At 35.6% G+C, this 12901-nt stretch carries 12 protein-coding genes and 2 tRNA genes; 4 read left to right on the top strand and 10 right to left on the bottom strand.

The features are described 5' to 3' along the window. Positions 1 to 34 precede the first annotated feature (34 nt). The 4 genes from ACTCAF_RS05025 to ACTCAF_RS05010 form a co-directional block, all read right to left on the bottom strand. Complete coding sequence (locus ACTCAF_RS05025; RefSeq protein ID WP_463062198.1) at positions 35 to 181, bottom strand: hypothetical protein; 147 nt, start codon at positions 179 to 181, stop codon at positions 35 to 37. Between the two features lie 51 nt (positions 182 to 232). Then, positions 233 to 799, bottom strand: coding sequence for a phage integrase central domain-containing protein (locus tag ACTCAF_RS05020; protein WP_463062197.1), 567 nt, complete (start codon positions 797 to 799; stop codon positions 233 to 235). A 262-nt stretch (positions 800 to 1061) separates the two neighbouring features. Beyond that, a tRNA-Gly gene (locus tag ACTCAF_RS05015) sits at positions 1062 to 1134 on the bottom strand. A 34-nt stretch (positions 1135 to 1168) separates the two neighbouring features. Beyond that, positions 1169 to 1717 carry a CDP-alcohol phosphatidyltransferase family protein gene (locus ACTCAF_RS05010; protein ID WP_463062196.1) on the bottom strand — a complete coding sequence of 183 codons (549 nt, stop codon included), beginning with the start codon at positions 1715 to 1717 and terminating at the stop codon, positions 1169 to 1171. 32 nt (positions 1718 to 1749) lie between these two features. On the opposite strand from ACTCAF_RS05010, the gene ACTCAF_RS05005 reads away from it, so the two are divergent. After that, on the top strand, positions 1750 to 3486 hold the full coding sequence (locus ACTCAF_RS05005) for a YgiQ family radical SAM protein (RefSeq protein WP_463062195.1): 1737 nt from the start codon (positions 1750 to 1752) through the stop codon (positions 3484 to 3486). Here the strand turns inward: ACTCAF_RS05005 and ACTCAF_RS05000 are convergent. Beyond that, positions 3412 to 4290, bottom strand: a complete 879-nt coding sequence (locus tag ACTCAF_RS05000) for a DMT family transporter (RefSeq protein ID WP_463062194.1) — start codon at positions 4288 to 4290, stop codon at positions 3412 to 3414. The genes ACTCAF_RS05005 and ACTCAF_RS05000 overlap by 75 nt on opposite strands. A gap of 72 nt (positions 4291 to 4362) precedes the next feature. Here ACTCAF_RS05000 and ACTCAF_RS04995 point away from each other — a divergent pair, with 72 nt between their 5' ends. Further along, positions 4363 to 4743, top strand: coding sequence for a nuclear transport factor 2 family protein (locus ACTCAF_RS04995; RefSeq protein WP_463062193.1), 381 nt, complete (start codon positions 4363 to 4365; stop codon positions 4741 to 4743). A 28-nt stretch (positions 4744 to 4771) separates the two neighbouring features. On the opposite strand, the gene nifJ is transcribed toward ACTCAF_RS04995, so the two are convergent. Further along, positions 4772 to 8335, bottom strand: coding sequence for a pyruvate:ferredoxin (flavodoxin) oxidoreductase (nifJ, locus tag ACTCAF_RS04990; protein ID WP_463062192.1), 3564 nt, complete (start codon positions 8333 to 8335; stop codon positions 4772 to 4774). A 430-nt stretch (positions 8336 to 8765) separates the two neighbouring features. On the opposite strand from nifJ, the gene ACTCAF_RS04985 reads away from it, so the two are divergent. Beyond that, positions 8766 to 8856: transfer RNA gene (locus tag ACTCAF_RS04985), tRNA-Ser, on the top strand. 233 nt (positions 8857 to 9089) lie between these two features. Continuing rightward, positions 9090 to 9677, top strand: a complete 588-nt coding sequence (locus ACTCAF_RS04980) for a DJ-1/PfpI family protein (RefSeq protein ID WP_463062191.1) — start codon at positions 9090 to 9092, stop codon at positions 9675 to 9677. Between the two features lie 35 nt (positions 9678 to 9712). On the opposite strand, the gene ACTCAF_RS04975 is transcribed toward ACTCAF_RS04980, so the two are convergent. The 4 genes from ACTCAF_RS04975 to ACTCAF_RS04960 form a co-directional block, all read right to left on the bottom strand. After that, positions 9713 to 10081, bottom strand: a complete 369-nt coding sequence (locus tag ACTCAF_RS04975; RefSeq protein WP_463062190.1) for a cupin domain-containing protein — start codon at positions 10079 to 10081, stop codon at positions 9713 to 9715. 15 nt (positions 10082 to 10096) lie between these two features. Next, positions 10097 to 11143, bottom strand: coding sequence for a methyl-accepting chemotaxis protein (locus tag ACTCAF_RS04970; RefSeq protein ID WP_463062189.1), 1047 nt, complete (start codon positions 11141 to 11143; stop codon positions 10097 to 10099). A gap of 8 nt (positions 11144 to 11151) precedes the next feature. After that, a complete protein-coding gene (locus tag ACTCAF_RS04965; protein WP_463062188.1) occupies positions 11152 to 12117 on the bottom strand; it encodes a Cache 3/Cache 2 fusion domain-containing protein in 966 nt (321 codons plus the stop codon). 231 nt (positions 12118 to 12348) lie between these two features. After that, on the bottom strand, positions 12349 to 12901 hold a 553-nt coding region (locus tag ACTCAF_RS04960), incomplete at its 5' end, for a PD-(D/E)XK nuclease domain-containing protein (protein ID WP_463062187.1).

Below are 12901 nucleotides of genomic sequence, written 5' to 3'. Positions count from 1 at the left end.
AGATACATTAAAAAAATAAATGCATGTCCCTTTATTATTCTTCAGCCGGAATATCCCATATGCAATTTTCAAAGTCTATATTTTCCCATTTGGCAGCTCTGACAGTATAACTTCGCTGGGCTGTCAATAGTAAAAATTGTAAAGCTTGTATTGTAATATAATTACCTCTGTAATTATCCATTCTTTTTACAAGGTTACTTAAATCCTCACTATCTATCAAAGCAGGATAATTTTATCTTACAGGTTTCATAACCAAATCCTCTAATGCCAATGCAGGGTTGTGTGAAATGTGATTTAACTGGTATGCTTTAAGAAAAATGTTTTTTATGATTGTTACCACTTTCTCCAAAGTATGTAGTGCATCTCTTTTCTCAATTCTCTCTGTAACCTTTAAAATATGATGTATTTTTACTTGTTTTACTTCCATTTTGCCAAGAATAGGCTGTATATCATACTCATAAATCTGACGCTTTCTTAGCCTTGTATGCTCTGACCAAGAATTAGATTTAAGCTGATAATATTTTTCAAACATATCATTTACAGTTATTTTCTTTACTGTAATTTCATCTTTTTCTTCCAACTCATACAGTAAATCTCTCTTTTTAAATGCATCATAATACGACAATCGGTTAAAACTTCCCATAAGGATATCTGAGTTATTTTTCTTTCTGAAATACCACTTCTTTGTGCCGTTTGGATAAACATAAATATACAGTCTATCGCCTACTCTGTACTTTTTGAGACTTGTGCCGGGTTTAAGTCTCATAATTTCTCGCTCTGACATGTTTTTCTTTGCCATAACTTTACCTCACTCGTTACTCGTTTTTAATAAAATACCGGCAAGTAAAGTTTTGATTGAAGAACGAGAAAGTATCTTACAAATTACTGTTAAACAGATACTTTTGTTCAAAAACGAGTAAAGATTTTTTAGGCATAGTTTTACTCGTTTTGGAGTAAAAAAAGGTTTTTTCTGACAATAGGAAAACTGCCCGAAATTGCATAACTGGTTGATAAATAACAGAACATGAAGGAATATGAAGGGGTATGAAATGTGTACAAAAAGCGGGTGACGGGACTCGAACCCGCGACCCTCAGCTTGGGAAGCTGATGCTCTACCAACTGAGCTACACCCGCGCAGAAATTTATTTAATTATTTTTTTATATTTTGTCAATCAGTTAGTTTTAAATATTTTAGCCCGATAATACTGTATTGAACAATCGAAATAATTATCATTGTTATCACACAAATAGAGCTGAGTTTAACCAAAAAACCAACTTTATCTGATACTTCATTCAATAAAATCAATATAAACATCAAAAACTCACTAAATGCCGTCAATTTGCCAATTATAGTAGGTGCAATTTTAAATCTCTTCGATTTTATAAGCAGATAGATACCTCCGGAAACAATATAGATTTCTCTCAACATTATCAATACAAATAGTATTTTGCTAAAATCAACATTTTCATTTATCGCTATCGCCGTCAAACCGCAAATTACCAGCAATTTATCCGCCAAAGGGTCAATAACTTTACCAATTTGTGACACCTGGTCAAATCTTCTTGCCACAAAACCGTCAAGTCCATCAGTAATAACTGCAATAAAAACCAAAAATAATGCTGTATAAAAATTTGAAATATATATATTGTAAACAGCAAAAGGGATAATAATTATCCTTAACAATGTGAGCAGGTTTGGAATAGTTAATGTTTTCATAACCTATTATAGCATAAATTTGAGGTTTGTGAATGTTTCTTCCAATAACAATAAAGGAAGTCGAAAAATTAAAGTGGGACAGCATCGATATTATATTTGTAACCGGTGATGCATATATTGATTCATCATACATTGGCGTAGCTATCCTTGGCAAATTTCTGCTCAAAGAGGGTTTTAAGGTAGCAATAATACCGCAGCCATCTCTTGACAATGATGATATCAAAAAATTTGGAGAGCCAAATCTTTTTTGGGGGGTTACTTCAGGTAGTGTAGATTCGATGGTTGCAAATTACACCCCCCTTTTAAAAAGAAGAAAGTCTGACGACTATACCCCTGGTGGAGAAAATACCAAAAGACCCGATAGGGCCATCATAAAATATGTTAACCTTATTCGCCAACATTTCAAAAAAACAAAACCAATCATAATAGGTGGAATTGAAGCCAGCCTTCGAAGAATTGTCCACTATGATTTTTGGTCTGATTCTATCAAAAGATCAATACTTTTTGATTCAAAAGCCGACTATCTTGTCTACGGCATGGCGGAGCTTACCATTTTACAAATTGCTAAAAGCTTAAAAAACAATTTGCCATTAAATAACATAAATGGACTTTGCTATATTTCAAAAGAGCCTCGAAATGGGTTTATAGAGCTTTCTTCTTATGAGGAAATTATTTCAGATAATTTCAAATTAATTGACAGTTATTTCAAGCTTTACGAAAATAATGACCCAATAAATGCCAATGGATTAATACAAAAACATGGCAGCCGTTATTTAATACACAACCCGCTCATGAGACACTTAAGCGAAAAAGAGATTGATGAAATCTACAATCTTGATTTTGAAAATAAGCCGCATCCAATTTATAATGAAAAAATAAAAGCAATGGATACCATATCAGACTCAATCACCACTCACAGAGGATGCTACGGAGAGTGTAATTTTTGCGCAATTGCAGTTCATCAGGGGACAACAATTATCTCAAGAAGTCAAAAGTCGATATTGGAAGAAATATCCAAAGTTGTCAAATCCACATCATTTAAAGGTTATATAAAAGATTTGGGCGGCCCTACTGCAAATATGTACAAAATAGAATGTGAAAAAAAACTTAAATATGGCAAATGTAAAGACAAAAAGTGTATTGCCGATGGCATTTGCAGGTCTATGAAAGTGTCTCACCAGGAGCAGCTCACTCTTCTTAAAAATGCATCTTCTATAAAAGAGTTCAAAAAGATATTTATAGCTTCAGGAATAAGGCCGGACTTAATCTATGAAGATAAAAAATATGGCAACACCTACTTGAAAGAGATATTGCATAATCATGTATCCGGCCAGCTTAAAATTGCTCCAGAGCACATTGATGACAATGTGTTAAAACTTATGGGAAAACCGCCACAAAAACAATTGCTTAAAAAATTTGCATCTGATTTTTACAAAATTTCAAAAGAATCAGGAAAAAAGCAATTTTTAACATATTACATGATTGCTGCTCACCCGGGTTGCACATTTGAGCAGATGAAAGATGCAAAATCTTTTATGGAAAATGATTTAAAAAGTCGCCCCGAGCAGGTTCAGATTTTTACACCTCTTCCTTTGACAATATCTTCTCTTATGTACTTTCTTGAATATGACCCTTTTACAAAAAGAAAAATTTTTGTGGAAAAATCTCACAAAGGCAAAAGCAAACAAAAAGATTTATTTTCTACCAAATTTAAGTCCCGTAGTAAATATCCCTCCAAAAACAAGAAAAATACCAATAAGGTGAAATAAATATATTTTCTCTTTCAAAAAGAAAAAAGATAGAATCGTTCCAAAGACCGGCATCAAATGCACCATCGGCCCGGCTTTATTCGCCCCCACCTCTCTTACAGCCCTATTCCAGCAGATAAAGGCCAGGACAGAAGCAAATATGGCAACATAGCAGATTGTCAATATCTCATTTATCCCCGGACTAAAAGTATATCCCATCTTTAATTCTACTATGTAAACAGGAAGCAACATAATAAGTCCAAAAACAATTATGGCCATTAAAAATGTGAGCCTGTCTATCTCTTTTGGTAAGCTTTTAAGAAGCACAGAATAAAGTGCCCATGAAGTTGCAGCAAGAATTATCAGAATATCACCGAAGTTAAATCTCAATGATAGCAAGACGCCAAAATCCCCTTTTGTCATAATGGTAAAAACGCCGGCTATAGAAATAACAATCCCGATAAATTGAAGTATATTAATCTTTTCTTTGTAAATAGCGGCTGAAAAGACAAAAATAATTACTGGCGTGAAAGAATTTACCAGTACTGCATTTATTGCAGTAGTATAGTGCATTGCCGTGTAAACAAGTGCATTAAATGTAGTAACCCCTAAAAATGAAACTATTAGGAGATATTTGATGTGTTTTTTTATTATATGCCAATTTAATAAAAACTTCTTCATTACAAACGGCGCAAGAATCAGGCCTGCAAGTAGCCAACGCCAAAAAACAAGGGCAATAGGAGGTATGGAAGCTGACATCGCTTTACTTAACACAAAATTGCCTGACCAAAAAAGGGTACTCAACATTAACAATATGTATGGCATTATTACCTCCAGATGATATAGTTAAATTAATACATATAATTTATCAACAAGTTTTACGCGCAGGAGGAAATTATGAACGAAGAAAATCTATGGCAATTCCTAAAAGAGCATTTAAATGCCATCTATAGTGGAGATTTTGAAAAATATAAAAAAACATGCATAGAAGATTTAGGGCTTTATGAGTGGTTTGTAGCACCTCACAGAATTGATGGTCTTGATTTCCATAGATTTATGATGGATTCCGACTGGGCTGGCACCCACAACAGTTTTAATATAACTTTGCTTGACAAAAGAGCACAAATATATGGTGAATGTGCAATTTTATCATATACTCTTGTAGTATCCTCAAAAAGTGATGGGATTAACCACAAAGTTGTAAATGAAAGCAGAGTAATAGTCAATTTTGATGGAGATTTAAAGGTGGTACACGTTCACAAAAGCCCTGGAAAATAAAAAAGGGGGCTAAAAGCCCCCTTGGAAATTATTCAGTACAATCGATCTTTTGAGCAAGCTGTTTTGTCAAACTATTCCTTGCTTTAACCTTTTGAGATGCTAATTCAGCCAATTTTTTGGCTCTTTCAGGGAACATCTTGGCAACAGCTCTGAATCTGTTTTCCGTTAACATAAACTCTTCTACGCTAACTTTTGGATCTTTACTATCGATTACCAACGGATTCTTACCTTCATTTCTTAACAATGGATTAAATCTGTAAAGCATCCAGTACCCAGAGTCCACTGCTTTTTTCTGCTGCTCAACACCGGCAGACATATCAATACCGTGAGCAATACAATGTGAGTAAGCGATAATGACTGATGGTCCATCATACTGCTCTGCTTCGATAAAGGCTTTTATACACTGAGCAGGATTAGCAAGTGAAACTTTTGCTACATAAATATGGCCATAGGTCATAGCTATCATACCAAGGTCTTTCTTCTCAACATCTTTACCAGAAAAAGCAAATTTAGCAGTAGAACCAATTGTAGTTGCTTTGGATGCCTGACCACCTGTATTTGAATATACTTCTGTATCAAGCACAAGCACGTTTATATTTTTATTATCTGCCAGCACATGGTCAAGTCCACCATAGCCAATGTCGTATGCCCAACCATCACCACCAACAATCCATACAGATTTTTTAACAAGATAATCTGCCAGTTCAAGAAGTCTTTTGGCTTCGGGAGTATCAATAGAAGCAAGAGCTTCTTTTAACTGTTTTACTCTACCCCTTTGTTCTTCAATCTCTACCTGCGTTTTTTGAGATGCATTTATAATACCTTCTACCAAACTGCCATCCAATTTATCTTTAAGTCCGTCCAGGAGTTCCAATGCTTGCTCTTTAAACTTATCAACAGCAAGTCTCATACCGTATCCATATTCTGCATTGTCTTCAAAAAGAGAATTGCCCCATGCAGGCCCAAGTCCATCCTGTCTTGTTGTATAAGGGGTTGTAGGAAGGTTTCCACCATAAATTGATGAACAACCGGTCGCGTTTGCAATAATAGCTCTGTCTCCAAAAAGATGGCACATCAGCCTTACATAAGGTGTCTCGCCACAGCCGGCGCATGCTCCGGAAAATTCAAACATATGAGGATTCAACTGGCTTCCTTTCAGAGTTGTGTTGTTAAAATTGGCAGGATCAAGCTCGGGGATTGAAAGGAAGAATTTAAAGTTTTCTCTTTCGGTTTCACGAAGAGGAATTTGTGGTACCATATTGATTGCCTTATGGTTTGGATCAGTTTTACTTTTAGCAGGACAATTATAAACGCAAGCTCCACAACCTGTACAGTCCTCAACAGCTACCTGGATTGAAAATTTCATACCTGCAAATTCTTTACCTTTTGCATCTGTATATTTAAATGTAGCAGGAGCATCTTTTAACACTTCTTCATCATAAATTTTCATTCTTATCGTAGCATGTGGACAAACAAATGAGCAAATACCGCACTGGATACATACTTCTGGATCCCACTGAGGTACATTCAAAGCAATGTTCCTTTTTTCATACTTGGATGTACCAACTGGGAAAGTACCGTCAACAGGAAGCCATGAAACAGGTATATCATCCCCTTCATTTGCAACCATTTTGCTGATAGCTTTCTTAACAAACTCAGGAGCATCAGGTTCATTGATATATTTGCTCATTTTTATTGAGCTGGTTACAGAGCTTGGAACTTTTACTTCATAAAGCTCATCAGCACCTGCATCAACTGCCTTTTTATTCATATTAACAACTTTATCACCATATTTTCCGTATGTCTTTTCAATGGCATCTTTAATAGACTCAACAACTTTATCAAATGGAGCAACATTGGCGATTTTAAAAAATGCAGTTTGCAGAATTACATTTACCCTATTTCCAAGTCCTATCTTTTCTGCAATAGCATTCGCATTGATCACATAAAACTTAGCCTGTTTTTCAATTAATTGTTTTTGAACTTCAGCAGGAAGCTTGTCCCATACCTCTTCAGGGCCATAAATACTGTTCAAAAGGAAAGTGCCGCCTTTTTTAAGTTTTGTAACTATATCATATTGCTCAAGGAAAGAAAAATTGTGGCAACCTATAAAATCTGCTTCCTGAACAAGATATGAGCTTTTAATAGGCTTTTTACCAAATCTCACATGAGAAGTAGTCATCGACCCAGACTTTTTTGAATCATATACAAAATATGCCTGGACATTACTGCCTGTCAAATCACCGATAATCTTAGCGGAGTTTTTGTTTGCACCAACTGTTCCATCAGAGCCAAGGCCAAAAAACATTCCATTAAATACGCCATCCTGAGGAGTAAGCCATTTCGGATCATACTTAAGGCTTTTATTTGTAACATCATCTTCAATACCAACGCTAAAGCCATTAACCGGTTGTTCTGCATCAAGATTATCAAATACCGCCTTAACCATTGCAGGTGTAAATTCTTTTGAGCCAAGTCCGTATCTTCCACCAACAATCACAGGATATCTTTCAAACTTAACAAGTTTCTTCTGCATAGCTTCGCCAATTGCAGTCCTAACATCAAGATAAAGTGGCTCACCAAGACCACCAGGCTCTTTTGTCCTGTCAAGTACGGCAATTTTTGAAACTGATTTTGGCAAGGCATTGACAAATGCTTCCAAAGAAAAAGGTCTAAAAAGTCTTACTTTTAAAAGACCAACCTTTTCACCTTTAGAATTCATATATTCAACCGCTTCTTCAGCAACATCTGCACCAGAACCCATTATTATCAACACTTTTTCAGCATTAGGGTCGCCAACATAATCGAAGAGATTGTATCTTCTGCCAGTAAGCTCAAAGAACTTATCCATATATTTTTCAAAAATCTTTGGAGCAGCATCATAATATTTATTCACCGCCTCTCTTCCCTGGAAAAATACATCAGGGTTTTGAGCTGTACCTTTTATTGTTGGGTGGTCTGGACTAAGAGCTCTTTGTCTATGAGCTTCAACAAGCTCATCGTCTATCATTGCCTTCATAACATCAAAAGGGATTTCCTCGGTGGTTCTGATTTCGTGTGATGTCCTAAATCCATCAAAAAAATGAAGTACAGGTACTCTTGATTCAAGGGTAGCAGCCTGGCCTATCAAAGCAAAGTCCATAGATTCCTGTGGATTGTTTGAAACAAGCATAGACCAACCAGTTTGACGACAAGCCATAACATCAGAATGGTCGCCAAAGATAGAAAGTGCGTGTGTAGCAACTGCTCTGGCACTAACATGAAAAACCGTTGGAGTAAGTTCACCGGCAATTTTATACATATTTGGAATCATCAATAACAAACCTTGAGAAGCTGTAAATGTAGTGGTCATAGCGCCAGCAGAAAGTGCACCGTGAACCGCACCTGCTGCTCCACCTTCAGACTGCATTTCAACTACTTTAGGTATAGTACCCCAGATATTTTTCTTGCCTTTAGCACTGTATTCATCAGCAAGCTCTCCCATTACAGATGAAGGTGTAATAGGATAAATGGCAATAACTTCATTGGTAGCATGAGCAACATAAGCTGCAGCAGTGTTACCATCAATGTTTACGAATTTTTTCTCAGCCATATTTCCTCCTTATTTATGTATGAAACAGATATTGAATTTTATATTTATTCAGCTAATTTATATCACCTGAACCCTTGTACGTCAATCTTTTTAAAGATTTTTTCAGTAATGTTCAATATTTTTTAATTTGGCTAAATTATAAAATAGTTTTTTAGTTTAATTAAACCAGTTATTCAATAATATGTTGTCAAAAATATATTTTTTCCTTAATAACCGTTTATATAAAACAAACAAAACTTTGCATCCATCATTTCAATTTATCATTATTTAATGTTTTTTGTATAAGTAAAAAAACACAATGCAAGACTAAATGAAATAAAAACTTGTTTTGTTTTATTTTTGCAAAATGTGCCCATTTAAAGTAATAAAACTGTATCAATACAATATTGACACATCATTATTTTAATGCTATTAGACACAACCTTTTTAGGGAGAGATGTCCGAGTCTGGCCGAAGGAGCACGATTGGAAATCGTGTGTACCGTTCACGCGGTACCGAGGGTTCAAATCCCTCTCTCTCCGTTTCTCTTTATTTACAAATAACTATCAAATAATCATATTTAATATTTAACAATCTCCAAATTTAGGGGACATAAAATGGGCTTATTATAAAAGATTTATGCACGGTTTAGTTAGTGTTATTTGCCGCATGGAAATTTATTTATAAAAATAGGGCAATTACCATAAGAAACTCGCCTGAAATTGTGCTATAATATATTTGTCAGTTCCACAAAAAAATTGTATTGAGGTGAACTATGAGCACAAAAAAAATATTGATGTTAGTTGGAGACTTTGTAGAAGATTATGAAGCTATGGTTCCTTATCAAATACTTACAATGGTAGGGCACAAGGTAGATACAGTTTGTCCCGGCAAAAAACCTGGTGATACTGTCAAAACAGCCGTGCACGATTTTGAAGGGGACCAAACTTATTCAGAGAAACCTGGGCACAATTTTGCAATCAATGCCGACTTCGACAAGGTTGATGTAAAGGACTATGATGCACTTGTAATACCCGGAGGCAGAGCCCCCGAATATCTGAGATTGAACCCAAGGCTTATACAGATTGTAAAAGAATTTGCGGAGAATAATAAACCAATTGCTTCTATTTGCCATGGACAGCAAATTTTAGTTGCAGCTGATGTATTAAAAAATGTTTCTTGTACAGCTTACCCTGCTGTTATGCCGGATATTGTTAAATCAGGTGGGAAATGGTGCGATGTAAATGATACTTTTTCAAATGCTATTGTAGACAAAAACTTTGTAACAGCACCTGCATGGCCTGCACATCCTGAATGGATGAAAAAGTTTCTGGAAGTATTGGGCAGTAAAATTGAGCCTTAAAAACTATAATAAAAAAAGGGCGGGAATTTCCCGCCTTATTTATTATTAAGCAATTCCTTCTTTTTCAGCCAAAAATCAAAAGACCGCCCCGGAACAAATATATCAAGACCCACAGAAACTTCATCTTTGAGGGGATTTGTTACGATATGCTCCTGATCTCCATCTATATACGCCGTATCCATCTCTTCCAAAATTACCGCTCCACCCTCAGCTGTCCAGATTTCAAGCTTTCCTTTCAACACAATCAACACCTGAGCGTTCGGATGCGAGTGCTTAGGAGAAGCATGTCCTGGAGCCTTTACAAAATGTTCAATAGAAATATCTGACTGATTACAAAGGCTTACTCTTCTCCAATTTTTCTCAGGCTCATAACTTTCGGCAGATTCAAACCTTACAACTTTCATATCTCCTCCTTAACCTTAGTGGCACTCATTTAATGTAAAATTGTTTACTATATTTTTCAACCTGTTAGCAAGTTCTTTTAAAATTTCAGCCTGATTATGGTTTTCCTGAGAAATCGAAGCATTTTCCTGGGCAATTGCAGATATCTCTGCCATATTGTTTGAAATCTCCTGACTTGTAGCTGATTGTTGCTCAACTGCGGAAACTACTGCTGTTATTTTATCTGCAACATCCAGTATTCCATCAATGATAACGCTTAAATTGGATTTTAAGTTATCCACAAGAATCCCACCCTTCCTGGCAAGCTCAGCGCCTTTATCCATTTCAACAACGGAAGACTTCACTTCTGCTTGAATAGACTTAATCATGCTATCTATTTCACCGGTAGCTTTTACTGTCCTTTCTGCAAGCTTCCTAACTTCATCAGCCACAACCGCAAAGCCTCTTCCATGCTCGCCTGCCCTTGCAGCCTCTATTGCAGCATTAAGCGCCAAAAGGTTTGTCTGGTCAGCAATCTCAGAAATAACTTGAAGGATTTCTCCAATTTGCTCAGAAGATTTCCCCAATTCTTTAATTTTACCTGCCGAACTTATCACAGTATCTGAAAGATTATTAATCCCTTCAACAGTCTCATCAACAACCTTGGAGCCTTTTTCTGTTGCATGCTTTATTTCTTCTATTTCGTTATTAACTTCTTCCAAATTTTTGGATATCTCAGTAATGGTAGCTGTCATCTCTTGCATAGCCACTTCAACAGAAGTAATTTTTTCCGCTTGAGACTCTGCTCCTGCTGACATTTGACTACTTGATGTGGCCAGCGCTTCAGCTGTATTGCTAACATCATTTGTTGAGCTGTTAACTTCGCATAATGCATTATTCATCTGGTCTATCATGTCATTGACATGAACCACAATTCTACCGATTTCATCTCTTTTTTTCACAGTTAACTTATCAGACAAGTCCCCTCTTGCAACTCTATTAAACAGTCCTTCAAGCTCTATTATCGGAGATATGACATTTACCTTAAACACAAACCTAAGCACTACAACTAAAACAACAATCATAACAGCGCTTACGAAAAAAAATTAAGTATCGTACCTTTTATTATCGGGCCAATAAATTCATCTTCATAACTTCCTCCGGCAATAATCCAATCTCTTGCCGGGTAGTAGGTATATGCCACTATTTTGTATTTGCCATTCCATTTGTATCGTATTATTCCGCTTTTATTTTTGTTCATTTCTTTGGCAAAATCATTGCTCAAACTGTTTTTGCCCTCTGAGTCAGGATGAACCAACAACTCTCCATTTGAACTCATTAAATAATAGTATCCGGATTTACCGGCTCTTAATCTTTTTATGATACTTTGTATATCACTCAGCATTTCCTTCTTAACTTTATTAGAAACCTGAATCAACTCTTCATAAGGAACCGTCAAAACAATTATCCATTCCATTTCAGGGAAATATCTATACGCTGCCACAACCTTTGGACGGCTTTTGTCAGTCACACGCTCATAAACAGTTGCTCCGTTTCTTTCTTCCAGGATTTTGTCAATATGTGCTTTCCCTTTAAGGTTTGTCCCCTGGTTTGATGGGTGTACGACCAAAGTCCCTTCCTGATCGAGCGCATAAGCATAACCTTCCTCACCAATAGATATCTGCAACAATTCAGCTGCAAGCTGTGCTTTGATTACCGAAGGCGATTTGCCTGAAGAAACATAAAGCGAATACAATTTTGATAAGTTATTTTTCAAGGACAACGCTCTTTCACTTAGCTCGAATAAAGCATTATCCTCAATATATTTGCTAACTTCCTCAGTAGTAGTATCAGTAGATACGATAAAATCTCTAATGGCAGTTACCTGAGTCATTAACTGATTGCCGATTTCTGCCGTAAAGTTTTTCTTTGCATTGCTAATCACAAAAAAACCTGTCATCGCATAGCCCAAAAGCAGTATAAAGGATAAATAAATTAAAATCTTTGTAGAAATATTCATATCTTTCAAGCTGTTACCAATTTGCTTTTTACGTTTCATAGTCTGCTCCATAAAACAAAAATTTTATTCAAAGCCGTACTTTTATATAAAGTTAATTTTTATTTCAATACTAAAAATAAATGCAGTCTCCCGGTTTTTTTCATATAATATGGCATAGTGAACTTTTTGAAAATAGGAAATCTTCTATTGCCAGCTGCTTTGGCTCCTTTTTTTCGTAGCCTGAGCTCAGGCAAAGTAGGCAAAATAGGTTCAGGACAACATCTATATTATTTATGCAATTTCCCATTCAAAATTTGCAATATTTCGCTTTGCTGAATCAAACTCAATGCCTACAAGATATATTTCAGAATATTCTTTGTACATTGGTGAATTTTTATACTTTAAAGCGTAGTTTTTACTCTTAATTTGTGATAATGCCTCACCTTTCTGGCCATCTACCTTAAATTCAAGAATGTATATCTTGTCCCCCACAAAACAGGTCAAATCAATCCTTCCCTCATTTGTTACATCTTCACCAATTATCTTTATACCCAAAGAGGCAAGGTGAACATAAATTATACCGGAATAAAACCCTTCAAATTGGTCCAAATTGTTTTTTGAAAAATTATTGTAAGGGATAGATGCAAATATCGATATGAGACTCTCTTTAAATTTATCAAGCTCAGCTGACAAAAGTGATTTCATCAGTGGCTCTTTTTCTGATGTATTTCCATTTAACAGATACCTGATTACATAATCGTTAAAGGAAATCTGCACCTCTTTGTTTGGTATTTTTAACGTATATTCTATTGTGTCCAGTATCTCATTTGTTATCATTTTATCT

Source organism: Deferrivibrio sp. (assembly GCF_055117995.1).
The sequence above is the reverse complement of the archived record's forward strand: the minus strand, read 5'-3'. Positions and strand labels throughout refer to the sequence as shown.

Coding starts and splice junctions, on each gene's coding strand:
- ACTCAF_RS05025 (WP_463062198.1), bottom strand. CDS start 181: ATGGATAATTACAGAGGTAATTATATTACAATACAAGCTTTACAATTT.
- ACTCAF_RS05020 (WP_463062197.1), bottom strand. CDS start 799: ATGGCAAAGAAAAACATGTCAGAGCGAGAAATTATGAGACTTAAACCC.
- ACTCAF_RS05010 (WP_463062196.1), bottom strand. CDS start 1,717: ATGAAAACATTAACTATTCCAAACCTGCTCACATTGTTAAGGATAATT.
- ACTCAF_RS05005 (WP_463062195.1), top strand. CDS start 1,750: ATGTTTCTTCCAATAACAATAAAGGAAGTCGAAAAATTAAAGTGGGAC.
- ACTCAF_RS05000 (WP_463062194.1), bottom strand. CDS start 4,290: ATGCCATACATATTGTTAATGTTGAGTACCCTTTTTTGGTCAGGCAAT.
- ACTCAF_RS04995 (WP_463062193.1), top strand. CDS start 4,363: ATGAACGAAGAAAATCTATGGCAATTCCTAAAAGAGCATTTAAATGCC.
- nifJ (WP_463062192.1), bottom strand. CDS start 8,335: ATGGCTGAGAAAAAATTCGTAAACATTGATGGTAACACTGCTGCAGCT.
- ACTCAF_RS04980 (WP_463062191.1), top strand. CDS start 9,090: ATGAGCACAAAAAAAATATTGATGTTAGTTGGAGACTTTGTAGAAGAT.
- ACTCAF_RS04975 (WP_463062190.1), bottom strand. CDS start 10,081: ATGAAAGTTGTAAGGTTTGAATCTGCCGAAAGTTATGAGCCTGAGAAA.
- ACTCAF_RS04970 (WP_463062189.1), bottom strand. CDS start 11,143: ATGATTGTTGTTTTAGTTGTAGTGCTTAGGTTTGTGTTTAAGGTAAAT.
- ACTCAF_RS04965 (WP_463062188.1), bottom strand. CDS start 12,117: ATGAAACGTAAAAAGCAAATTGGTAACAGCTTGAAAGATATGAATATT.